22 protein-coding genes are annotated in these 22,723 nt (G+C 70.6%); 8 read left to right on the top strand and 14 right to left on the bottom strand.

What is annotated here, in order from left to right:
• Positions 1 to 123: 123 nt before the first annotated feature.
• From ACFY2A_RS04880 to ACFY2A_RS04870, 3 genes are all read right to left on the bottom strand, one after another.
• Complete coding sequence (locus ACFY2A_RS04880) at positions 124 to 1,284, bottom strand: GDSL-type esterase/lipase family protein (protein WP_387168508.1); 1,161 nt, start codon at positions 1,282 to 1,284, stop codon at positions 124 to 126.
• The gene (locus tag ACFY2A_RS04875; RefSeq protein ID WP_387168505.1) at positions 1,284 to 1,862 is read right to left on the bottom strand and encodes a WHG domain-containing protein; all 579 of its coding nucleotides are present in this window, start codon (positions 1,860 to 1,862) and stop codon (positions 1,284 to 1,286) included. Before ACFY2A_RS04875 ends, ACFY2A_RS04880 begins: the two co-directional genes overlap by 1 nt.
• Before the next feature lie 64 nt (positions 1,863 to 1,926).
• Positions 1,927 to 2,820: a LysR family transcriptional regulator gene (locus ACFY2A_RS04870; RefSeq protein ID WP_387168502.1), complete on the bottom strand. Its 894-nt coding sequence runs from the start codon at positions 2,818 to 2,820 to the stop codon at positions 1,927 to 1,929.
• Positions 2,821 to 2,981: 161 nt separating this feature from the next.
• Between ACFY2A_RS04870 and ACFY2A_RS04865 the strand changes: the two genes are divergently transcribed.
• From ACFY2A_RS04865 to ACFY2A_RS04855, 3 genes are read left to right on the top strand one after another with little or no spacing between them, the layout of a single operon-like run.
• Complete coding sequence (locus ACFY2A_RS04865; RefSeq protein ID WP_387168499.1) at positions 2,982 to 3,344, top strand: DUF1801 domain-containing protein; 363 nt, start codon at positions 2,982 to 2,984, stop codon at positions 3,342 to 3,344.
• Positions 3,341 to 3,754: a VOC family protein gene (locus ACFY2A_RS04860; RefSeq protein WP_387168496.1), complete on the top strand. Its 414-nt coding sequence runs from the start codon at positions 3,341 to 3,343 to the stop codon at positions 3,752 to 3,754. The genes ACFY2A_RS04865 and ACFY2A_RS04860 overlap by 4 nt, the downstream gene beginning before the upstream one ends.
• Before the next feature lie 22 nt (positions 3,755 to 3,776).
• Entirely contained in the window at positions 3,777 to 4,082 is a 306-nt protein-coding gene (locus ACFY2A_RS04855; protein ID WP_387168493.1) for a hypothetical protein, read from the top strand.
• A 40-nt stretch (positions 4,083 to 4,122) separates the two neighbouring features.
• On the opposite strand, the gene ACFY2A_RS04850 is transcribed toward ACFY2A_RS04855, so the two are convergent.
• Complete coding sequence (locus ACFY2A_RS04850) at positions 4,123 to 5,697, bottom strand: serine hydrolase domain-containing protein (protein WP_387168490.1); 1,575 nt, start codon at positions 5,695 to 5,697, stop codon at positions 4,123 to 4,125.
• Between the two features lie 36 nt (positions 5,698 to 5,733).
• Here ACFY2A_RS04850 and ACFY2A_RS04845 point away from each other — a divergent pair, with 36 nt between their 5' ends.
• Together ACFY2A_RS04845 and ACFY2A_RS04840 are read left to right on the top strand one after the other, a co-directional pair.
• Positions 5,734 to 6,375, top strand: coding sequence for a TetR/AcrR family transcriptional regulator (locus tag ACFY2A_RS04845; protein ID WP_363919327.1), 642 nt, complete (start codon positions 5,734 to 5,736; stop codon positions 6,373 to 6,375).
• A gap of 381 nt (positions 6,376 to 6,756) precedes the next feature.
• Positions 6,757 to 8,331, top strand: coding sequence for an alpha/beta hydrolase (locus ACFY2A_RS04840; protein ID WP_387168486.1), 1,575 nt, complete (start codon positions 6,757 to 6,759; stop codon positions 8,329 to 8,331).
• A gap of 84 nt (positions 8,332 to 8,415) precedes the next feature.
• On the opposite strand, the gene ACFY2A_RS04835 is transcribed toward ACFY2A_RS04840, so the two are convergent.
• From ACFY2A_RS04835 to ACFY2A_RS04825, 3 genes are all read right to left on the bottom strand, one after another.
• Positions 8,416 to 10,782, bottom strand: a complete 2,367-nt coding sequence (locus tag ACFY2A_RS04835) for a hypothetical protein (RefSeq protein ID WP_387168483.1) — start codon at positions 10,780 to 10,782, stop codon at positions 8,416 to 8,418.
• Positions 10,775 to 11,770: a glycosyltransferase family 2 protein gene (locus ACFY2A_RS04830; protein ID WP_387168481.1), complete on the bottom strand. Its 996-nt coding sequence runs from the start codon at positions 11,768 to 11,770 to the stop codon at positions 10,775 to 10,777. Before ACFY2A_RS04830 ends, ACFY2A_RS04835 begins: the two co-directional genes overlap by 8 nt.
• Positions 11,771 to 12,153: 383 nt before the next feature.
• Positions 12,154 to 12,801: an NAD(P)H-dependent oxidoreductase gene (locus ACFY2A_RS04825; RefSeq protein WP_363919319.1), complete on the bottom strand. Its 648-nt coding sequence runs from the start codon at positions 12,799 to 12,801 to the stop codon at positions 12,154 to 12,156.
• A 247-nt stretch (positions 12,802 to 13,048) separates the two neighbouring features.
• Between ACFY2A_RS04825 and ACFY2A_RS04820 the strand changes: the two genes are divergently transcribed.
• Positions 13,049 to 13,414 carry a DUF1330 domain-containing protein gene (locus tag ACFY2A_RS04820; protein ID WP_387168478.1) on the top strand — a complete coding sequence of 122 codons (366 nt, stop codon included), beginning with the start codon at positions 13,049 to 13,051 and terminating at the stop codon, positions 13,412 to 13,414.
• Positions 13,415 to 13,464: 50 nt separating this feature from the next.
• Here the strand turns inward: ACFY2A_RS04820 and ACFY2A_RS04815 are convergent, their stop codons facing one another.
• A complete protein-coding gene (locus tag ACFY2A_RS04815) occupies positions 13,465 to 14,016 on the bottom strand; it encodes a TetR/AcrR family transcriptional regulator (protein ID WP_387168475.1) in 552 nt (183 codons plus the stop codon).
• A 100-nt stretch (positions 14,017 to 14,116) separates the two neighbouring features.
• The gene (locus tag ACFY2A_RS04810; RefSeq protein ID WP_387168472.1) at positions 14,117 to 16,090 is read right to left on the bottom strand and encodes an acyl-CoA dehydrogenase; all 1,974 of its coding nucleotides are present in this window, start codon (positions 16,088 to 16,090) and stop codon (positions 14,117 to 14,119) included.
• 72 nt (positions 16,091 to 16,162) lie between these two features.
• Here ACFY2A_RS04810 and ACFY2A_RS04805 point away from each other — a divergent pair, with 72 nt between their 5' ends.
• Positions 16,163 to 16,789: a TetR/AcrR family transcriptional regulator gene (locus ACFY2A_RS04805; protein ID WP_387168469.1), complete on the top strand. Its 627-nt coding sequence runs from the start codon at positions 16,163 to 16,165 to the stop codon at positions 16,787 to 16,789.
• Between the two features lie 18 nt (positions 16,790 to 16,807).
• Here the strand turns inward: ACFY2A_RS04805 and ACFY2A_RS04800 are convergent, their stop codons facing one another.
• From ACFY2A_RS04800 to ACFY2A_RS04780, 5 genes are all read right to left on the bottom strand, one after another.
• Positions 16,808 to 18,877: a HelD family protein gene (locus ACFY2A_RS04800; protein WP_387168466.1), complete on the bottom strand. Its 2,070-nt coding sequence runs from the start codon at positions 18,875 to 18,877 to the stop codon at positions 16,808 to 16,810.
• 134 nt (positions 18,878 to 19,011) lie between these two features.
• Positions 19,012 to 19,221, bottom strand: coding sequence for a DUF3072 domain-containing protein (locus tag ACFY2A_RS04795; RefSeq protein WP_363919311.1), 210 nt, complete (start codon positions 19,219 to 19,221; stop codon positions 19,012 to 19,014).
• Between the two features lie 182 nt (positions 19,222 to 19,403).
• Positions 19,404 to 20,324: an SMP-30/gluconolactonase/LRE family protein gene (locus ACFY2A_RS04790; protein ID WP_387168463.1), complete on the bottom strand. Its 921-nt coding sequence runs from the start codon at positions 20,322 to 20,324 to the stop codon at positions 19,404 to 19,406.
• A complete protein-coding gene (locus ACFY2A_RS04785) occupies positions 20,321 to 20,755 on the bottom strand; it encodes an SRPBCC family protein (protein ID WP_387168460.1) in 435 nt (144 codons plus the stop codon). The genes ACFY2A_RS04790 and ACFY2A_RS04785 overlap by 4 nt, the downstream gene beginning before the upstream one ends.
• 93 nt (positions 20,756 to 20,848) lie before the next feature.
• Positions 20,849 to 22,075 carry a trypsin-like serine peptidase gene (locus tag ACFY2A_RS04780; RefSeq protein WP_387168457.1) on the bottom strand — a complete coding sequence of 409 codons (1,227 nt, stop codon included), beginning with the start codon at positions 22,073 to 22,075 and terminating at the stop codon, positions 20,849 to 20,851.
• 67 nt (positions 22,076 to 22,142) lie between these two features.
• Between ACFY2A_RS04780 and ACFY2A_RS04775 the strand changes: the two genes are divergently transcribed.
• Positions 22,143 to 22,496 (top strand): alpha/beta fold hydrolase, encoded by a 354-nt coding sequence (locus tag ACFY2A_RS04775; RefSeq protein ID WP_387168454.1) that lies wholly within the window; start codon positions 22,143 to 22,145, stop codon positions 22,494 to 22,496.
• Positions 22,497 to 22,723: the final 227 nt, after the last annotated feature.

The raw sequence follows: 22,723 nt of genomic DNA, 5'->3' as shown, positions 1-22,723 counted from the left end.
GCGGAACTGCACGGGCTGCAACCCGGTGAACGGGAAAATCCACTCCTGGCGGGCTACCGAGATCACCTGCACCCCGACATGATCCATCATGGACGGCCGACGGAGTTACGAGACGTCCCTTAGTCAGCGCAGTTGCGGAGTTGTCGTTTGGGTGAACGGGCCGGTGCCGGTGAAGACGTGTTCCGCGAACCGGGTGCCGATCCGCTGGTGAGCCTCGGCGCTCGGGTGCAGGCCGTCCGGTAGTGGAAGGTCGGTGGCGTCGGCTGGGCCGTACAGGGCGGTGCCGTCCAGGTAGTGCAGGTTCTTGTCGGCGGCGCGTCGGTCGGCCAGTGAGCGCAACTCGCGCCGGATGACCTGAAGCGTCAGGCGTCCCAGCGTGACGTCTCCGGGTGTGCCGGTCGCGACGAAACGTACCTGGTCGGTGCCGATCGACTCGGGATCGATCGCGCCCGGGCCGGGGGTGTCCTCGTGGATTCCGCAGAACAACGGTGAGATCAGCAGCAGCGGTACGTCGGGGTGGCCGTCGCGGATCGTGTCGAGGAAGCCGTGGACGGCGGGGACGAAGGTGCGTAGCCGCATCCCGTCGAGGTTCACCACGTTGATGCCGAGCTTGACGCTGATGTAGTCGGCGGGGGCGTCGCGGATCACGCGGGCCAGGAACGGATCGACGAACGCGCTGCCGCCCAGGCCCAGGTTGCGCAGCTCGACACCGGCCCGACGGGCGGCGACGGCCGGCCAGGTCTCGCTGGGTGCGAGGGCATTCGAGCCGTGACTTATGGAACTGCCGTGATGTACCCACAGCGGCAGCACTACGTCGTCCGGCTCGATCGGGGCGTCGGCCCGCAGGTCGACCAGCTCGATGCTCTCGTTGTGCGGCAGCCAGACCTCGATCCGGCGACGGCCGGCGGGCAGCCCGGAAACGGTGGTGGTGTGCGCCTGCCCGGGATGGAAGACGCTCTGGCCACTGGTGAGGTCGACCTCGATCCGGTCGCCACCGTCAAGCGTGTCGCGGGCGGCGAGCACGCCGTCGGCGTAGACGTCGATGCGGCCACGCGGGCGCTCGGCGCCCAGGTAGGCGATCCGGGTCGGGTGGGTGACGAGTTCGAGCGTGCTCGCCGCCGTCTGGAAGGCGACGCGTACGCCGGACGGCTGGCTCTCCATCGCGAGCAGTTGACCATCCGGGAACTGCTCCCGTACCCACGCCGGCAGCCGGTGCGGCCGGATGCCACGCGGGGTGACCTCGGCCTCGGCGACGCCACGGAGGAGGTCGGACGGGACGGGCATCATTGGTTCCCTTCGATAGGCCAGGAGCGGAAGGCGGTGTCGAGTGCGCTCAGCGCCCGCTGCCAGGAGGTGTCGGCGGGGGGTTCGCGGTGCCCGAAGCTGCCGGCCGCCTCAAGGGCCAGGAAGCCGTTGATGGTCGCGCCGAGCAGCCGGGTGGCATGGACGAGTTCGGTCTCCGGCAGCCGGTAGCCGCGGAGCATCGCCAAAGTGAGCGCGACCAGTCGGCCGGCCGCGTCCGACCGCACGGTCGCCGCCGCCGCCGGACGTTGCAGAGCGGCCCAACGGCCGGGAAACTGACGGGCGTAGTCGCGGTGCGCGTCGGCGAGGGCGGTGAGCGCCTCTCGCTGTGAGCGGCCGCCGATGGCGATCGCGACCCGGTCGGCCAGCTCGCCGAGGGCCAGTTCGTGGACGCTGTCGAGCAGCGCGGACCGGTCGCGGACGTGCGAGTAGAGACTCGCGGTCTGCACGCCGAAGTGGCGGGCCAGCGCCGACAGGGTGATCGCGTCGAATCCCTCCCGGTCCGCCAGCTCCGCCGCCGCGGCGACGACGACCGCCGGGGTCAGGTTGGCTCGTCCCATGCCCCCACCCTACACCCTGTAGCTGAAAACCTAATTGCTTTAGGTTGGGGCGGCGGAGCGGGAGTCAGTGCGGGCGTACGGCGTTGGCGTCCGTCGCGGCCCGAACGAACTCCTGCACCCGCCTGGTGGTGTTGGCCTCCAGCCAGATCGGCCCGCGCTCGATCGGTGGGGCGTCGTGGATCGGTACGTAGGCGATGTCGGGGCGCGGGTGGTAGTGCTCGGTCTGCTCACCCACCGGCAGCACCCCCCGGCCCATCGCGACGAGTGACAGCATCTCCGAGAACGTGTTGCCGTGCGGGCCCTTCGGGATCAGCCGGCCGGCCGGCGTCTGCTCGGGTGTGCGGTCCCGTTTGAACGCCGCGGACGTCATCGCCGGGTACTGGACGACCGGGTGGTCGGCGAGCACCTCCAGCGAGACCGACTCCGCGTCGGCCAACGGGTGCGTGGCGGCCACGGCCAGCACCCGTCGCTCCACCATGAGCGCGGGGCCGCAGGCCAGGCCGTCGAACGGGTACGACGCGACGAGCACGTCGATCGAGCCGTCCATCAGGCTGGCCCGCGAGGTGGCCAGCTGCACCTCGCGTACGTCCACCGCGCAGTCGGGATGCCGGGCGGTGAACAGCCTGACCGCCTTGAGCAGCACCGGCGCGAGGTACTCACCGAGGAACGCCACCCGGAGTTGGCCGGTGACGCCACGGCCGGCCTCGATCGCGCGGCGCAGGGCCGCATCCATCTGCTCGACAAGCGGCGCGAGGTCGTCAGCCAACTGCCGGCCGATGGGTGTGATGCGGACGACCCGACTGGTGCGCTCGAACAGGGGAGCTCCGATGCGCCGTTCCAGCTTCCTGATGACGTGACTGATCCGGCCGGTGGTCACTCCCAGGCGTTCGGCGGTACGACCGAAGTGCAGCTCGCCGGCGAGCGTCAGGAAAGTCTCGATCTCGTGTCGCTCCAGCATCCCGCCGCTCTTTCGTTGAATCAGGCTCAACGATCGTAGTCCGATGATGGCTTGGTCGGGCTCCCCGGCCAGTGAATCGTTGAGGGCGTCACCGGGACGGCAGGTGGGCGGCAGGATCCGCCCACCTGCTGGGTGGCTGCCGGAACGATCGAGGAGAAATCATGAAGACTGCAAGGATCGACGACTATTTGACCGGACTCGACGCCTCGCTGAGGCAGACGGCCGAGGCGCTGCGCCCGGTCATCGACGGGGCGCTGGCCGACGCCACTGCGGTGATGTGGCACGGGCACCCGGTGTGGGGCCTCGGTGAGGCTCCGGGACGGCGGCCGATCTGCCTGCTCAAGGCGTACACCTCGTACCTCACCTTCGGGTTGTGGCGTGGCCAGGAGATCAGCGATCGGTCGGATCGGCTGATCCCGGGTGCCCGCCAGATGGCCTCGGTGCGACTTTCCGTCGTCACGGACATCGACGAACCGCTCTTCGTCAACTGGCTGCGCCAGGCGCGCGCCCTGGAGGGAAAGTGAGCATCGTGCGGGTCCGAGCCTTCGACCACCTGGTCCTCAACGTCGAGGACGTCGAGCGATCGCTCGCCTTCTACTCGACGACGCTCGGCCTGGAGACCATGCGCGTCGACGAGTGGCGGGCCGGGCGGGCCGGCTTCCCTTCCGTCCGGATCAGCCCGGACACCATCATCGACCTCGTGCAGGGTCACCGAGGAGAGTCGAACGTCGACCACATCTGCCTGGTGGTCGACCCGTTGAACTGGCAGGACGTCATCGAGGCCGGCGTGTTCACCGTCCTCGAAGGGCCGGTGAGCCGCTCCGGTGCCAGAGGCGAGGGCATCTCGCTCTACGTCCAGGACCCGGACCGCAACACCGTCGAACTTCGCTGGTACCCGGCGGACGCGGCACCGACGACGCCGCCGAGCCCGTGACCGACGCGCGCGGGGATGCGGCATGAGCCCGATCGACGACGTGATGATCCGCGCCGCGCACCGCGCCGACCTGGACGGTCTGGGTGAGTTGGCGGGCTCGCGGGACCGCGCCGAGGCGGCAGGTGCGGCACGCGGCGCCGACGCCATGAGTCTCGACGTCGACGTCGACGACGAGGCGGCCGTCTCGTTCTACGAGGGGTTGGGTTACGTGATCGTGCGACCTCACCAGCACCGCTGGCGCGCGGTCGACCCGCGTACCGGCGCGGTGACCGGCGAAGGCACGGCATCGACGTGGATCATGCGTCGTCACCTTCGAGGGGCCGGCTGACCGGGCTGGTCGTGATGCCGCCGCGTTGCCACGTGCAGCCTCAGGGACGCGGTTGTGGCAGGCGGGCTTCCTCAGTCGACTGGGCGTTGGCATCGCTGATCCGGTCCGGTCGACTGTCGTGGGTGTCCGTACCGCCCGAACTCGAGCCTGCCGGCCGACGCCAGACGCGTACGGTGACGGCTGCGCGGGACAGCATGAGAACGGCGACGAGGAGCAGCCCGGCACCGAGCAGCGCCGCGATGTCGGGCGCCCACAGGGGGACCTGGTCCAGCGTCACGCCGAAGTACGACGGCAGGGCGAGCAGGCCGGCAGCCACCAGCAGCAGGACCACCAGCCAGGCGACGAGACCCAGCAGGCGTCGGCGGGACCAGGTGGCGACCGGCCGCGCCACCTGCCACAGCGAGCGGGCCACCGCAACAACCAGCAGCAGGCACAACAGGCCCAGGCCGGAGAGGAGCGCGAGGTAGGACGGCTCGTTGTCGTGGATCTCGGGTACGGCTCCGGAGAGGATCGAAGCCAGTCCCCACGAGGTGTCCAGGAGCTGGTTCTCCTGGAAGCTGCCGTAGGCGTTCTGCAACACCACCACGGCCCGGTTCTGCTCGGGCAGCAGGACGATCCCGGCCTGGTAGCCCGGTGCGGCACCGGAGTGCCAGACCATCGGCTGGTCGCTGCCGAACACCGGCCAGGTGCGCCAGCCGAGCCCGTAGCTGCGGCCGTCGCCGGTGGTCACCTCGGGCTGGATCAGCGTGGCCCGTTGCTCGGCGGACAGTAGGCCGCTGCCGTCGAGGTTCGCCCGCGCGAACGCGACGGCGTCCCGGAGGGAGCCGCCGAGGTATCCGTAGCTGACACCGGCGGGGTCGAAGCGGCTCTGGAATGCCATCGGCTCGCCGAGCACGTACCGATGGCCTGGCGGGAGTCGGTCCGTCGCGTCGTCGGCCCTGACGATCGCGGTGTCCATCCCCGCGGGCGTGAGCAGCCGCTCGCGCAGTACCTCGGCGAAGCTCCGCCCGGTGATCTCCTCGACGACGGCGCCGAGCAGCAGGTAGTTGACGCTGGAGTAGAGGTGCTTCTCGCCGACACCGGCGGCCAGATGGATGTTGCCGAGGGCGTCGACCACGTCACCTGGACGGCGATCAGCGTCGTAGCGGTCGGTGAGGTCCATCCGCTCCGGGATGCCGCCGGTCTGGCTCAGCAGGTGGCGCAGGGTGATCGTCTCGGCCTCCTCGTCGGCCATGCCGAAGTTCGGCAGGTAGGTCGTCACACGCGCGTCGAGATCCAGCTCCCCGGCCGTCGCCATCGACACCACCAGGCTCGCGGTCACCGGCTTGGCCACCGATCCCCACAGGAACGGCGTCGTATCGGTGATCGGCTCGCCGTCGCCGTCCGCGCCGAACGTCGCCTGGTGCTCCACCCCATCCGAGCCCACGATCGCGTACGCGACGCCCGGGATACCGGCCCGGTCCATCTGCTCGGTGACGAAGGCATCCAGCCGGTCCGGTTCGACAGCGCTGTGCTGCGCCGGTGCCGCCTCGACCGACCTGCCGGCCCCGAGGTCGAGGCCGACGCCGGGCAGCGCGAGCAGCAGTACGGCCATCCCCCGTTGCAATACGCTCATATGGCAACCGTAGCCATACGACGGTATGGTTATCAAATGCCCCGCGTTGCCGACCACGACGAGCGACGCGCGCTCATCGCCCGGACGTTCCGGCGTCACCTGGTGAAACACGGCCTTCAGGCCACCACGTTCGCCCGCGTCGCCGCCGCTGCCGGCATCTCGGTCGGTCTCATCCAGCACTACTTCGGCAGCCGCGACGAGCTGCTCCGATTCGTGTACGTCGACGCGCTCCGCCGCCGGGACGACCGGATCGCGGCGCACATCGCCGAGGGCGAGGCCGCCGAACGGCCGATCCGCGAGATCATCGCGACCGCTGTGGTCGAGCTGCTCCCGCTCGACGAGATCCGGGTCGAGGAGTTCCACGTCACCCAGAACCTGGTGACCCAGGCCCTGCACGATCAGGCGCTCGCCGAGGTCGCGGCACGTGCTCACCGCGACCTGCACCTGCGCGCGTCGATCGCGGTGCGCAACGGGAAGCGGTGCGGCGAGGTCGACCCGGGTGTCGATGTCGACACCGCGGCCGCACGCGTCCTCGCCACCACCTACGGCCTGGCCGCCAATGTCATCCTGGTCGGACCCGACGACCCGGCCCGTCGCCGGGAACATGCCAGCGCGGTCATCGAGCCGATCCTGGCGGGCACGTTCACCGGTCGCTGCCGTCACTACGCCCGGTCGTGATCCGGCCGGCGTACGCGAGCCCGCGTCGCAGCGAGCTGCCGACACCGCCCGGGTTTCCAATTCGTCACGCAATTTGACTGCACGTTGCGATCGGGTGCCTCCGAGGTTAGCGCTAACACCGCCGCCGCCTGTGACCTCTGCCATGTTGACAACGGTCGGCTTGATGTCGATTCGCATCGCGTGACACCCGCCGTCTTCCCGGTGACCTCGCCATTCATGCGCGACGTACGGGAACGGCGCCCAGGCTTGTCGTCCCGGTCAATCAGGTCGCGTTCCGAATGGTATTGCCGACGACATTTCCCGGTAACCCCGGACCGTGGCGGAGTAGCTACGTTCAGCACCGGCCGGCGGAAAGCCGGAAAACGATCTGGGAGAGGGAGCATGCGCAGAAAACTGATCCGGCGATTGCTCGCCGGGGTCACTGTGGGGGTGGTGCTGGCACCGCTCGCCGTGTCGTCCGCGTCCGCGGCCCCGACCGGGGACGTGCAGTGGACGCCGTGTGAGCAGGACGCCAGCGCCCTGTGCGGCACCCTGGAGGTGCCGGTCGACTGGGCCGATCCGGACGGGCCGACCATCGAGTTGGCGCTGGCCAAGCGGCCGGCAACGGACCCGGCGGTGCGCCGCGGGTCGCTGATCGTGAATCCGGGCGGCCCCGGTGGCTCCGGCGTCGACTCGGCGCTGTGGGCCACCTACGGCGAGGAACTGCGCCGCCATTTCGACATCGTCGGATTCGACCCACGCGGAGTGGCCCGTAGTTCACCGATCATGTGTACTCTGGACAAGATCAACGCTCTGCCGGTCGAGCCGATCAAAACGTCCACCGCATTTGCCAGGATGGTGTCCGCGAGTCGCGCGTTGGCGGATGACTGTCGCGCCAAAAGTGGGCCGGTATTCGACCACGTCGACACGCTCCAGGTGATCCAGGACATCGACGCGATACGCGCCGCGGTCGGTGACGCCCAATTGAATTTTCTCGGGATGTCGTACGGCACCCTGATGGCCCAGCAGTACGCGGAAAGGTATCCGAGCCGGGTACGCGCCGTCGTGGCCGACAGCGTGATGGATCACAGCCAGGACGCGCGCGGTTTCGCCGTCACCCAGGCGGCCACCGGGCAGGATTCGTTCGACGAGTTCGTGGCCGGCTGCTCCCGGCTGCCGCAGTGCGCCCTGTACGGCCGGGACATCCGCCAGTTCTGGCAGCGGCTGCTCGACCGCGCCGCCCGGGGTGAGCTGCCGGATCCGGACGACCACAGCTACAAGATCACCCAGCGGGATCTGGTCAACTTCGTGTTGGGCAACCTCAACTACCAGCCGTACTGGCTGGAGATCGCCGCCGAGCTGGAGCGGGTCGATGCGGGACGGCCGTGGGGGACGTCGTCGTCGGCGGCACGGGAGTCGGCCGAGGACCCGCCGACCGTGGTGCCCTTCGCGTACCAGGCGGTGCTCTGCCAGGACTGGAACCTGAAGGCCCGTGACGTCACCCAGTGGCGGTCCATCCTCACCGATGCGCAGCGCGTCGCGCCGGACCTACCGGACCCGCCCCGGGCGTCGGTCGGCGCGATCTGCTTGGGCTGGCCGACCCCGGCGGACAACCCGCAGCGGCGGATCAGCCCGACCAACGAGTCGAAGTTGCTGCTCGTCAACTCGCTGCACGACCCGGCAACCGGTTACAACTGGGCGCTCGGTGCCGCCGACCAGTTCGCCGACCACGCCGAACTGCTGACCTACGAGGGTTGGGGGCACATCGTGTACGGCCGCGTGAGCTGCGCGGACGAGGCCATCGAGGCGTACCTGATCGACCAGGTGGTGCCGGCGGAGGGCACCCGTTGCGCCGCGGCCCCGCCGCCGGGCACGACCTCGGCCCGTGGCCGGGCGCCGAGCCAGGATTCCGGCCCCACCGCGCAGCCGCCGGTGCCGCTGCGCAGTGACCCGGAGCTGCCGACCTGGCTGTTCTGACCGATCGGGACGGAGGTGGTCGGTTCGCCGAGGCGGGCCGACCACCTCGGTCGCTGCCGGAGCGGTCGGGTCGCGGGGGTGCTGTCAGGGTAGTTCGTGGATGGTGACCGGGCCGGTGGTGTAGCGGACCGGGGCGAGCCGGGCCAGGTCGGTGGAGACCGGTCCGGCGTTGGTGTCGGCGAGTAGCCAGCGCACCCCATGGGCTTCGCGGAGCCGGGCCAGGTCGGCGGGGGTGGGCGCGGTGAAGATGCGCTCGTTGAGGCCGAACAGTGCCGGGTCGGGGGCGGATTGTCGGGGGTAGCGGTATCCGTCGCGGCCGTGGGCGGCGAGGGTGGCGTCGGCGTAGGCCCAGCTCTCCACCAGGGCGCGTCGTCCGCCCAGGCCGGTGACCCAGTAGGCGCGGGCGTCGCAGTGCGGTGTGGACCGTACCGGTCGGCAGTGCACATTGGTGGCGACCAGGTCGTCGGGGTCGGTGTGCTCGTTCAGCCAGAGCGCGGCCCGCATCTCGGCCTCGGTCACCACGAGCTGCTGGTTGATGGCGCCGAGCGGATCCTCACCGGCGAGCAGGTGCCGGACCGGGATGTCCACTCCGGTGGCGAGGCTGGCACCGAGCAGTGCGGTGACCACACCGGCGAGCGCCGACCGGCCGAGCAGCGTCGTCCGCGCCGGCCGGCCCAGCCGACGGGCCAGGGCGGCGCGGCGCGCGGTGACGGCGGCCCGGGGCCACCTGAGGAGCAGCGCCTCCACCGTGACGGCGAGCAGTGCGGCCAGGACGATCAGGGCGACGTACCGGGCGGCCGACCAGCCGAGCGCGGTCATCCAGTCGTCGGCGTTGGCGACGCGTACCGACTCGATGGCTCGTTCCGCCTGGGGCAGCACCGGGGGTGAGCCGAGCGGTGGGGCGAGAAGTTGCGCGAGTACGCCGAGGAGACCGGCCGTCACGAGCACCGGCCACCGTACCCGGGTCCGGGCGAGCAGCCAGCCGGCGAGCAGGGCACCGAACGGAATGACGGGTAGCCAGAAGTAGACCTGGCTGGCGGAGGGGTGATAGGTCAGCCAGGCCACGGCGAGGCCGGCGGCGACGGCACCGGTGAACAGCCAGGCGACCGGGTCGCGTCGGGTCGGCGTGGCCAGCAGCGACCCGCCGGCCAGCCGGGGTGTCTGCCGCAGCAGCCACGAGCCGAACAGGGCCGCCGCGAGCAGCCACGCGGCGCTCCCGTCCGCCTCCGCCAGGCCCGGCGGCAGCAGGCCCCCGAACCGGGCACCTTCTTCCGCGCCGTACGTCTGCTGGTAGGGCAGCAGGTGGCGGATCAGCCCGAGCGGTTGAGCCCGCAGGGTGCCCGCGCCGCCACCGGCGAACAGCCGGTAGCCGACGGCCATGGCGGCGACCAACGAGGCCAGCACGGCGAACACCCGCCACGGCACCCGACGACGACGGATCCAGGCGGCCAGCGCGGCGAGACCGAGGCCGGCGATCAGCGGCGGCAGGGCGCTGGACTTCGCGCCCGCGCAGGTTAGGCCGAGCGCCGGCACCAGCACCCAGGCCGGGCCGAGGGCCCGCCCGCGTAGCGCCTGGACACAGACGGCGGCGAGCAGCATCAGCAGCGGCAGCGCGTACGTCTGGGAGAGGCTGGCGTACGACAGTGCCCGGGTCCACGGGATGTCCAGCGGTGAGCCGAAGGTGGGCGAGGCGCCGACGTATCCCACCGCGGCGACCAACGGCCCGGCCCACAAGCGTCCGGCCAGTTCGCGGGCAAGCGCGGCGGTGACCAGCGCGGCCACCCAGCCGACCGGCACCACCCACAGGTGCAGCAGCACCGTGGCGGGTGGCACGCCGGTGATCATGCTGGCGCTGGCGATGTGCGCGTCGGACAGGTAGTGGTAGCGCAGCGACTCCCCAGCCAGGTGCGGCAGCTCGAAGGGCATGGTCCGGGTGAGTTCGTGCACCAGCCCGAGGTGGTAGAGCAGGTCCGGGTAGTAGGCGTAGTCGGCGGGAGGTAGCGGCAGCATCCGCCAGTTGGCGTACCCCCACCCGGCGATCAGCAGCAGCACCCCGCAGATCGCCCAGTGCCAGCCCAGCGGCAGCCGCCGACCGGGACCGGTGCGCCAGTGCCGCCGCAACCGGGGCACGGCCAGGAAGGCCACGACCACCGGCAGCGGCCACCACCGCAACAGGTGCTGGCCGCCGGAGGCGGCGGCGACCGCCCAGGCGGCGAGTTCGAGCAGCAGGCCGGTGGCCGCACCGTAGCCGAGATCCTCGGGCAGGTTGCCCCGGCTGCCGCGCAGCGCCCGGTGCACCAGGGTCCCCGGCAGCACCAGCGTCAACGCCCAGTACGCCACGAATGTCCCGACGTCGGCCGCCGGTACCCCGCCATGCCACCAGCCGACCGGCAGCGCGGTGAGCACCGCCAGCCAGGACAGCAGTGCGGCGAATCGGCGCAGGTCAGCCACGGAGGGCAGCGACCGGGTGGCCGTTGGCCGCCGGAGGCTCCGACGGTGCGGGCGGGTCGTCGGCGCTGTCCGAGCCGATGTGAAAGGTCGGCCGGTTCTGCACGGCGGCGTAGATCCGGCCGACGTACTCGCCGAGCAGGCCCAGGCAGACCAGCTGCACCCCGCCGAGCAGCAGCACCGCCACGAACAGCGAGGTCCAGCCGGGGATGGTCACCCCGCGCAGGTGCCCGACCACACCGAAGGCGATCAGCGCCAGGCAGGCCAGGAAGCTGCCCGTGCCGAGCCAGGTGGCCAGCCGCAGCGGAGCGGCGGAGAAGTTGGCGACGCTGTCCCAGGCCAGCGCGATCATGCGCGGCAGCGGGTATTTCGTCTGCCCGGCGTGTCGGGCCTCACGTACGTAGCGGACCTCGGCGCTGGGAAAGCCGAGGGCCGGGATCAGCAGCCGGTAGACCGGGTTTCGTTCGGGCAGTCGGCGCAGCGTCTGCACCACCTCCCGGCTGACCATCCGGAAGTCGCCCGCCTGAGCCGGCACCTCGGCCCCGACGATCCGCCGCATCAGGCGGTAGTAGGCCCGGGCGGTGTGCCGCTTGAACAACGTGTCAGTGCTGCGGTCGGCGCGTACCCCGTACACCACGGCGGCACCGGCCCGAGCGAGCCGCAACATCTCGGCGATGGTCTCCGGCGGGTCCTGGAGGTCGGCGTCGAGGCTGACCACCCAACGGCCGCGCGCCCGGTGCAGGCCGGCGGTAAGCGCCGCCTGATGGCCACTGTTGCGACGCAACCGCACGATTCGTAGCTGTGGCCAGTCCCGCGCCTGCGCGGTGAGCAGCGTGACGGTGGCGTCCCGGCTGCCGTCGTCGACGGCCACCACCTCGTAGTCGACGTGCAGATCGTCCAGCACCGGGCGGAGCCGGGCGACGAGGCCGGTTACCACCGCCTCTTCGTTGTACATCGGAACGACCACGGAGAGCGTCGTCTCTCCGGTCACGTCGGATCGCATCGTCTGCCGGCCCCGTCCCACGCAGAGTCCACCTCAGAGCACCCGCGCAACATGCGCAGGCGGTCACCCTGCCGCGCCGAGTTGACGCCTGCCTGGCGCTGGTGTGAACGGCCAGCGAATGCCGATCAGCGCTCCAACGTCACCAGGCCCTGCCCGACCGTCGCAGCCGGCGGTTCTCCCACCGGAGCGCCAGCGCCACCCCTCGGCAGAAGTAGCCGCCACCTGCTGCCATGCGGATGGTTGAGGGCGAGGTGAAATGGACGGGCCGGGCACCTGGTGCCGCATCCCCGGTGGGTGCGGCTCCGGCTGCCCGGCCCGCTCTCGGGTCCGCCCCGGCGACTACGTGCCGGGGCGTACCGCGCCGGTGTGTCTCAGGCCGCGACCGGCAGGCCGCCGAGCGCGCGGCCGGCCTCCCGTGCGGCCTGCAGGGCCTCGGTGTGCATCTGCGCGGCCTGGTCGGTGAACGGGTCAAGGGCGGGGTTGACACCGACGAGGGTGAACTCGCGTTCGACGACGGTGAGGTCGGCGCCCCAGCAGTCGGCGAGGATGCGGCGCAGGTACGGCGTCGCGTGGTCCCAACCCTCCCGGGGCGTGCCACCGCCGTACGCCCCGCCACGAACCGTGGCGAGCACGACCCGCTTGCCCGCCAGGAACGGCTTGGCGAACGCTCGCGGGTCGGTGCTCACCAGGTCGACGTACGCCTTGAAGTGCTGTGAGACGCCGTAGTTGTAGAGCGGCACGGCGAACAGGATGGCGTCGGCGGCGAGCAGCTCGTCCACAAGCGTCGCGGCGAGGGCGACGGCCTCGCGCTGCTCGGTGGTGTGCTCCTCCGCCGCGGTCGTCCCGGCGGTGACCGCTGCGGCCCAGGCGGTCGCGGGCAGGGGATCGACGCCGAGGTGGCGACGTTCGATCGTCTCGTCTGGGCGCGCGGTGAGCCACTCCGCCTCGACGATATCCGCGATCTCGCGGCTCGCCGAGCCGTGGGTGCGGATGCTGGCATCCAGCCGGAACAGGGTCACGACAACTCCAATGCGTGTGAGGTTCAAGCTTGAACTCGACGATAGCCGGACTCGATTCAAGCTTGAACCAAATGGGAGATGTCTCACCTTGAGGTGGGCCTGCGATGCGTCGAGGGCGCGACCGCGCGGATCCTCAGGCAACTGAGTGTGGTGACTCACACGCCTTGGGCGCGCTGGCCATCTTAGATTACGCTCATAATCTAAACGGGGCCGCGTCCGCGGCTCTCCCCTGACCTGGAGGTCCGCGATGAGCACCTACCTGATCAACCACCTGCGCATTCCCGGCGGCGTTCCGAACGAGGCCGGGCTGCGCTACCTCGAGCAAGTCGAGGCCACGGTGAAGCCGTACGGTGGGAAGTGGCTTGCCAACGGCGAGGCGAGCATTGTCGAAGGCGCGTGGCCGGGCCTGGTCGTCCTCATGGAGTTCCCCGATCGCGCCGCGGCCGAGCGGTGGTACACCTCGCCCGAGTATCAGGAGATCCTGCCTCTGCGGGTCAACAACTCGATCTCCGACCTCGTGCTGATCGACAGCCTTCCGGCCGACTACACCGTCCGGGGCTTCGCACAGCAGGTGCGCGCCGCGATCGCCGCGGCAACCGGTGCCGACAGCTGAGCGGTGCGAGGCGGAGCCGTGGCGACTGCCACGGCTCCGCCTTCGCGTATTCAGTCGGCCAGCGGAGAGGCGGCCTCGCGCACCGCGCCCAGGATCTCCTCCGACACCTCCGTGGCCGCCGTCGCCCGGGCCAGGAGCAAGCCGCCGACGATGGTGGACAGGGCGGCCAGCCCGGCGTTCCCCGGCGCGATCCAGCCGGCCATCTCCCGGACGCCGGCCGCGTACGTCTCACGAGGGACCGGGTCGTGCGCGACATCACCGGCGAATCCGGCCGCTGGGCAACCCGCGCCCGGGTCGTCCCGGTGCTCGACCGACAGGTACGTGTCCAGCAGCGACGACCATGCCGCCGCGTGGTCCGCGGAGCCGTCCTGCAGGTCCGACAGATAGCGCAGCATGTCGATGAAGCCCAGGTGCACGGCCTCGTCGACGAGCGCCGCCTTCGATGCGAACTGCTTGTAGAAGCCACCCTGGGTCAGACCGACGGACCGCATCACGTCGCCCACGCTGACGTTCGGTACGCCCTGTTCGCGGAAGAGTCGCGAGGCGGCCTTCACTGCCGCTGCCCGATTGGCCTGTGCCTCAGCCTTGGATGCCCGACTCATCTGCCCACCTTCACCGTGGCCACCGAACTGTCGAGTTATAGATTACCCGCAAAATCTAAGCAGCGGTCATGACCCTTGCGGCGCTCCCACCCGCTACGACTTAGGCGGAGGCGGTGTCGTGGGCGGTCATCGTCTCCTGACGGCCCGGCTCCTCGCGCAGGATGGCGGCGTGCAGCCAGATGTCCGGGATGGCGAATCCGTCGACAAGCGTCCGCATCTGCGGGCGCAGCTCCTTGAGCAGGCCGTTCACCACGGCCGTGATCGCCTTCGAGCGGGCCGGCGTGAGCCGGCCGTGCTCCAGCAGCCACCCCTTGTGGGACTCGATGACGCTGAGGGCGTACAGATCGCAGACGCGCGAGAGCAGCGCCCGGACCGCCGGGTCCGCAGTGTCCTCGATGCCGGCGACGAACGCCTCAAGGGTGATCCGGTCGATGTGTGCGGCGGCGGCGGTCAGGACGTGGTCCTGGACATCGTTGAAGATGTCGAACGGGCGGTCCTGCTTGGTGGTCGCGCCGTTGCGCAGGCGGCGGATCGCCCCTTCGAGCAGGTGCTTCTCGCGGTCGTCGAAGATCTTGAGCTGCCAGCCCCGGTCGGTGACGGCGACCTCCTCGTCGCGGCCGGGCACGGCGCTGATCAGCTGCTGGATCAGGGACCGTGCGGCGGTGCGTTCGAGCACCATCTCCCGGACCTGCTCGGCGACGAAGGAGGCGCGACCCCAGCCGTCCAGCGAGCCGAACTCGTCCCGGTAGCCGGTGAGCAGCCCCTTGGCGACCAGTTGCAGCAGGACCGTGTTGTCGCCCTCGAAGGTGGTGAAGACGTCGGTGTCGGCCCGCAGGCCCGGCAACCGGTTCTCGGCCAGGTAGCCGGCGCCGCCGCACGCCTCGCGACACAGCTGGATGGTGCGGGCGGCGTGCCAGGTCTGCGCGGCCTTCAGCCCGGCGGCACGGGATTCCAGCTCCCGCTGCCGGCGTTCGTCGACCGGGCCGCCGCCGCCCTGCACCTCATGCACCGCGGCGACCAGTTCGGCCTGGGCGAAATGCAGCGCGTACGTGGTGGCCAGGGCGGGCAGCAGCTTGCGCTGGTGGGCCAGGTAGTCGTTGAGCAGCACCTCCCGCTCGGCGTCGGGGGTGCTGAACTGGCGGCGGGTGTCGCCGTAGCGGACCGCGATGGTCAACGCCGCCTTGGTGGCCGACGACGCGGCGCCACCCACACTGACCCGGCCGCGGACCAGGGTGCCGAGCATGGTGAAGAAGCGCCGGGAGTCGTTCTCGATCGGGCTGGAGTACGTGCCGTCCTCGGTGACCTGTCCGTACCGGTCCAGCAGCATGTCCCGGGGCACCGTCACGTGGTCGAAGCTGAGTCGCCCGTTGTCCACGCCGAGCAGGCCGGCCTTGGGCCCCGCGTCGCCGATGGTCACGCCGGGCAGCGGTTTGCCCTGCTCGTCGCGGATCGGCACCAGCCACGCGTGTACGCCGTGCCGCCGCCCGTTGGTGACCAACTGCGCGAAGACCACCGCCATCCGCCCGTCCCGGGCCGCGTTGCCGATGTAGTCCTTGCGGGCCGCCTCGTGCGGCGTGTGCAGGTCGAAGGTCTGCGTCCGGGGGTCGTACGTGCAGGTGGTGCGCAGCTGCTGGACGTCGGATCCGTGCCCGGTCTCGGTCATCGCGAAGCAGCCCAGGATCCGGCCGGAGATGATGTCCCGAAGGTAGGCGTCGTGGTGGCGCCGGGTGCCCAGGGCCGCGACCGCGCCGCCGAACAGGCCCCACTGCACGCCGGCCTTGACCATCAGTGAGAGGTCGACCTGCGCCAGCATCTCGGTGGCGATGATCGAGCCGCCGAGGTCGGATCCACCGCCGTACTGGGTGGGAAAGGCCGACGCGATCCCCAGCTTGACGGGCAGCTCGCCGAGCAGTCGGGTGATCCGCTCACGCGCCTGGTCGCCGGTCTCGCCGTACACCGGGAGGAAGCGTTCGTCGAGGTGCCGGCGGTGCGCGTTGCGGACCTCGACCCACGGTCCGTCGAGCACCTGCTGAAGGTGGGCGAGGTCGACGGGGCCGGGTGCTTGACTGGGCATGGCTACCTCGCAGGACGCTGGTTGGGTACAGCTCGTACCCATCCCAGGGTAGCGAGCCGCTACAGTGATCAGGTGAGCAATGCGGCGGTGAAACGGGACACCATCGCCGCCCGCCGTGCCGGCGGCATCCCGCAGGAGCGGGCCCGGCGACGGCAGGCGATCGTGGAGGCCGCGGTCCGCGTCATCGAGGAACACGGCACCGACACCGGGCTGGGCACGGTAGCCGACCGGGCCGGGCTGCGCAGACCGCACGTCTACCGCCATTTCGCCAGCAAGGACGACCTCGACCAGGCCGTCGCCCGGCACGCCGCCCGCCTGGTGAGCGCCTGGATCCGTCCGTCGCTGTCGGCCCAGGGCACGCCGCCGGAGGTGGTCCACGGCATCATCGGCCGGGTGTTGAGCTGGGCGGTGGCCCACCCCAACCTCTACCGGTTCCGGGCCCGTCTCGGCACCGCGCACGCGGTGCCCGAAATCACCGAAGCCGCCGTCGCCAACCTGCGTGCCGCCGGGTACACGGCGCACCTGCCCGCGTACGTGGTCGCCAGCGTCGTCGGCATGGTCGACGCCGGCATTATCTGGTGGTTCGACCACCGGGACGAGGTCGGGCCGGAGCAGCTCAACGACTGGCTCGCCGCCCAGGTCTGGCGGGTCGTCGCCGAGGCGGTCCAGCGACCACCGTCGGCGTCTGACGACGGGTGACCGACGCCGATCCGGCACTCACGACCTGAGCGCCTCCGGCAGTGGCTTGGTGTGCAGGATGACCAGTTCGGCGACGGCCCGGGTCAGGGCGACGTAGAGCCGGTTCATGCCGCGAGGCTCGGCGGCGACGATGTCGGCGGGCTCCACCAGCACCACCCGGTCGTACTCCAGCCCCTTGACCTGGCTGACCGGGATCGCCCCGAGCGGGTCGGCGATCGCGTCCGGCGCGATGATCGCACCGGTTTCCTGAGCGAGGGCCGCCCGCAGGTCGTCCACCTGACGGATCGTGAGGGTGCCGCCGGGCCGGAAGGAGCGGGTCGGCGCGAGCCCGGGTGCCAGCGCCCGGGCGGCGAAGTCGGCGATGACCTGCGGCACCCGGTAGCCGGTGGGCAGGTCGAGCATCCTGACCTCGCGCTTGCCCAGCTGCCTCACCAGCTCCGGCCAGCTTCCGGGGGCCAGCGGATGGGTCGCCTGACCGAGGTCGCCCACGATCGTCATCGAGGCGTGGGCGGCTCGGCGGGCGATCATCCGACACTCCATCGGCGAGAGGTCCTGGGCCTCGTCGAGGATGACGTGCAGGTACACGTCCTCGACGGGCTCGGCGGGCTCCGCCACCGGCAGCGGCTCGGCCAACTCCGGCACGTGCCCCTCCTCGCCGTACGGGTCGAAGCCGTCCGACCAGCCCACCACCTGGTGGCCCTCACGCAGGATGATCGCCGCTGCCCAGCGCTGCGCCGCCCAGGTGTTGCCGCTGTCCAGGGACTGACCGGAGACGGCGATCGGGGTGGACAGCCCGGGCGCGAAGAGCTGCCAACCGTCGTTGAGGCTCAGGCTGAGCACGAAGGTCTCCGCCAGACGCGGGCCACTGCTCAACTCACGCACCTGCCACTCGTTCCTGGTCGGTGTCGGGGTGACCGGCCTACCCAGGATCTCGGCGAGTTCGTCGAGCAGCGGGACGTCGTCCACCGACCATTGCCCGTGCTGCGCGGGCAGCACGTCCTGCGGCGTCAGCGTCGGCCACCACGCCGTGAGGAAGGCCTCGGGGATCTCCCGGCCGCCGAGCAGTTCCGAGAGCACCGTCGCCGCCTCGGCGCGGGCGCCGTTGGGTTTGATGCCCCGCGCCTCGCACCGTCGACGCACCTCCAGGCGCGCCTTCGCCAGGTCGTCGGCGTCGAGCCTGCCCAACTGCGCCGGCGCGTTCGGCGGGGTGTCCCAGGCCAGTTCGGTGAGTACCCGCACCATCTTCAGGTCGCCCTTGGATCTGGCGACCTCGGCGCGGTCACGTCGGGTCGCCACCACACCGTCGAACAGTTCGCCGATCGCCCGCAGGTGGACGCTGTCCTCGCCGAGACCGGGCAACACCCGGCCGATGTACTCGGTGAACACGGTCGACGGACCGACCACCAGCACCCGGCCGTCGGCGAACTTGCCCCGGTCGGTGTAGAGCAGATAGGCGGCACGGTGCAGGGCGACCTGGGTCTTGCCGGTCCCGGGGCCACCGGTGATGACGGTGACGCCGTGCGCGGGTGCGCGGATCGCCTCGTCCTGCTCGTGCTGGATGGTGCTGACGATGTCGCGCATGTGCGGACCGCGCTCCCGGGTGAGCGACGCGAGCAGGGCGCCTTCGCCCACCACACCGTCGACGTCGCCGGCCGACAGCACCTCGTCGTCCACGTCGACGACCGTGGGACCCTCGCAGGTGATGATCCGACGGCGCACCACGCCCAGTGGCTCACCGGGAGTGGCTCGGTAGAACGGCGCGGCGGCCGGTGCGCGCCAGTCCACCACCAGCGGCTCCCGGTCCTCGTCGCGTACGCCGAGCCGGCCGACGCGGTAGGTGTCGCCGTCGTCGAAGTCCAGCCGACCGAAGACCAGGCCCTCCTGCTGACCGTCCAGGTCGGACAACCGGGCCGCGGCGCGCAGCACCATCGCGTCGCGCTCGACCAGCCCGGTCAGCGGGCCGGCCGAGGCACGACCACGGCCCTCGGAGTCCAGTTCCCTCGCCTGCGTACGCATGACCTCCAGTCGCTCGTAGACCTTGTCGACCACCTGCTGCTCGATGGCGAGCTGCCGCACTGTTTCGGACACACTGCTCCCTGGTCTGCCAGAGGCTGCTGCACGGGGACTGGTCGAGAATATGTACCGGCCAGACCCACAAAATCGGCATCCAGGGTGATTCGCACGACTTGACCCGTAGATAAGATGGAGGTGGCCTCAGGGGATCAGCCCTGATCGCCCCGCCCGGTCTGCTGCTGCAACTGGTCGATCAGCTTTGCCGCCTCGGCCTTGCTGAGGCCGTCCGGCACGCTCTCGCCCGCCTCGCGGGCCAGGGTCCGCAGGTACGACTCCTGCGCCGCCGTCGTCGGCTCGTCGCCGGTCACCCACTCGTCCGGGTCCTTCACCGCGGCCTGCGGATCATGCTTCTCGGTCATCTCGGCACCACCCCTTCTCTCGAACAGGTGTGCCATACCCGGGTCGGTGGTCACCCATTCCTCCCCGGCGTCCTTGGTCCGCCGGGGAGGATCGGTGGCTGGTGTCCGGGTCGTCCGACCCAGCGGAGGTCGGCGGCCCGGCTGCGCGACGACGTCGCCGCGCTGCGCTGGGCGATGCGTGCCTATCCGGTGGCCGGGCCGGTCGTCGGGCCCGCGCCGGTCACGTTGAGCGCGAGCGAGTAGACCGAGGTGGTGGCCGTCACGAACAGCAGATTGCGCTTGCGGCCACCGAAGGTGAGGTTCGAGCAGATCTCCGGTAGTCGGAGTTTGCCGAGCAGTGTGCCCTCCTGGTCGAAGCAGTGCAGCCCGTCGTGGGCGGCGACCCACAGCCGGCCCTCCCGGTCGAGTCGGATCCCGTCGAACGACCCGGCGTCGCATTCGGCGAGCACGCCACGGTCACGCAGCGTCCAGTCGGGGCCCACGTCGAAGTGGCGGAGATGCCGACGACGGGTGTCGACGATGAACAGCCGACGCTCGTCCGCCGAGAACGCCAGGCCGTTGGGACGCAGGAAGTCGTCGGCGACCCGTTTCACCCGGCCGTCGGGCGAGCAGCGGTAGACGTGGCAGCCGTCCAGCTCCGGATCCGCCCGGTGCCCCTCGTAGTCGCTGTCGATGCCGTAGCTCGGATCGGTGAACCACAACGAGCCGTCGCTGGTCTCCACGACGTCGTTCGGGCTGTTGAACCGCTTGCCCCGCCAACGGTCCGCCACCACGGTCAGCGACCCGTCGGGTTCGGCACGGGTGACCCGACGGTGGCCGTGCTCGCAGGTCACGACACGGCCGAGGCGGTCGATGGTGCGGCCGTTGGGGTAACCGGCGGGTGTCTGGAAGACGTCGCACCGGCCGGTGACCTCGTCCCACCGCACCACCCGGTCGTTGGGGATGTCACTGAACAACAAACAGCGCCACGCGGCGGAGTACGCCGGCCCCTCCAACCAACGCCCACCGTCGAACAGTCGCTGCACCATGTGGTCACCGCTCACCGCCTGGAACCGCTCGTCCAGGACGTCCCAGCGGGTGGGTATGCGCTCGACCGGGTTCATCGCTCACCCTCGCTACCCGCGGCGAGCTCGGCGAAGGTCGTCGCCTCCTGCGCGAGGAGTCGCTGGGTCCGCCTGCCGTACAGCAGCTCGACCAGGCGGGCTCCCGGGCCGTCCCAGTCGATGCTCAGCCGCAGGCGGGTGGCGGAGCCCTCCGGATGCAGCTCGTGACTCGCCCTGGTTCGGACCCCCGGCATACGGGCCACCCAGGTGAAGCCGGCCCCGGGTCGCCAGTCGGTGATCTCGTACGTGGCGGTGGTCAGCCCGGATTGGCGGATCCGGAAACGGCTGCCGACCGTCACCGGCCCGGCATCGTCGATTCGTCTGATCTCGTCGATGGTGGGCAGCAGCTCGGCCCAACGGTCGACGTCGCTCACTGTCCGCCAGACGGTGGCGACCTCGGCATCCACGTGCTGTTCGACGGCAATCGTCATGTACCGGATGGTACGGCGGCGTCGGGTACGCGGCCCACGTGGGTCGGGCGGCCCGGGGGTGCGCGGTTCGCCCCCGGGCCGCCACAGCCGTGGTCAGCCGTTGTCGATCAGACTCGCGATCTCGTTGTAGATCAGGTGCGCCTTGGCGCCCTGATTGGACGGACAACCGCCGAGGTGGTGCAGGGCGATCACCCGGTGGCTGCTGTTCAGCACCGGTGAGCCCGAGTTGCCGCCGGAGGTGTCGCAGCTGTAGCTGATGTTCCAGGTGTTGTAGTTGGCGTTCCGTACGGTGCAGCGCGCGCCGTTCTGGGCGTTCTCGAAGATGGACAGACGCTTCGGGCTGCCGTCACCGTGCCCCGGGATGTACATCTGCGTCCCAGTGGTGGTGGCGGACGTCGCCAGGTAGAGCGTGCCGAAGCCCTGGATGGCGGCGAAGTTGTTCACCGAGAACAGGGCGTAGTCGAGTTGGCTGGAGCCACCACTGCTCACCCGGTAGAGCGTTGCACCACTGACCTTGGTGCCGGGCCCGGGGTTCGCGCCGCCGCAGGTGGCGCACTGGTAGTTGAACTGCATCTCACTGCCGCTGACCGCGGCCTGCGTCGAGAAGCAGTGCTTGTTGGTCAACATGCGGTTGGTGTTGCCGACCCGCCAGGTGGTGCACATGCCGCCGCCGCTGATCAGCAGCCGGGCCACGGCGTTGCCGCGTGCGTACTCGGTGGGGTGGCTGCTCTGGTAGCAGACCACGTCTCGGCGGGCGTCGGTGCTGCACACCGACTGGGTGGAGAAGTTGTACTGGCCGATCTCCGTGCGGTCGTAGCCGCGCCAGAACCGGTCGATGATCGCGGCGCTGCCCCGGGAGGAACGGTTGCTGTGCAGCGCCACCACCGCCGTGTCACCTTCCACCGACATCGCCCAGAAGCCCGGCCGCCCGTCGGTCGTGTAGTCCGCGCCGGTCGCCCGGTTCAGGTGGCGGTCGTACCGGTAGCTCTCCCGGCCGTCGGGGCTCGACACGGTGACGTACTCCCCGGGGGCCAGCCGCAGCGAGCTGAAGTGCACCTTGATGTACGTGGCGCCGGGGTGCTGGATGACCTGGGTCCGGCCGTCGCGGGCGTACGACAACGAACCGTCGACGGTGCGCAACTCACCGACGGTCGTCACACCCTCGGCCGAGAACTGGTCCGACTCGGGTGCCCGGTCGGAAAGTGGCGTGATCGGCTGCACCGGGTGTGCTGCGGCGGGAGCCGACAGCAGGGTCAGCCCGAGTGTGCAGGCGGCGAGTGTGACGGTCACCGTGCGTAGGCGGCGCAGGGCAGGTTTCATCGTCGCTCCTCCCAGGAAGCGGAACCTGAACGATTCCTAAGCCTTCATACCGGACGGCGATCGATACATGCAAGGAAATCGATACAAGCGGGTGCTCGCGGCCCGTCTGGTGGCGTGGGGCCGACCTGACATGCGGGGCTACGGGCAGTCCGGCAAGGCGCGAATTCTGCCGGACCACTCCCAGCAGTCCAAGCGGGTGGTTGCGGCGGACATGGTCCGGCTGATGGACGCGCTGGGCCATTCGACGTTCGCCGCGGTCGGGCACGATCGCGGCTGCTACGTGGCGCTGCGCCTGGCGCTGGACCATCCCGACACCGTCAGTCGGCTGGTGGTCATCGACGGGGTGCCCATCAGCGAGGCGCTCGCCAGGTGCGACGCGACGTTCGCCCGGAACTGGTACCACTGGTTCTTCTTCGCCTAGCCGGACAAGCCGGAGCGGGCCATCGGTGCCGATCCCGACGCCTGGTACGGCGACAAGGCGCGGCCGGACCGCATGGGAGTCGACAACCACCGGAGTTCCGGCAGGCCATCCACGACCCGGCCACCGTGCGGGCGATGCTCGAGGACTACCGCGCCGGCCTCGGGGTCGACCGGGCGCACGAGGAGGCCGCGGCTACCCCGCCTCGACGACCAGCGCTGCGTTCGGGG

It is taken from the genome of Micromonospora sp. NPDC000442, from assembly GCF_042898635.1.
Taxonomy (GTDB): Bacteria; Actinomycetota; Actinomycetes; order Mycobacteriales; family Micromonosporaceae; genus Micromonospora.
The sequence above is the reverse complement of the archived record's forward strand: the minus strand, read 5'-3'. Positions and strand labels throughout refer to the sequence as shown.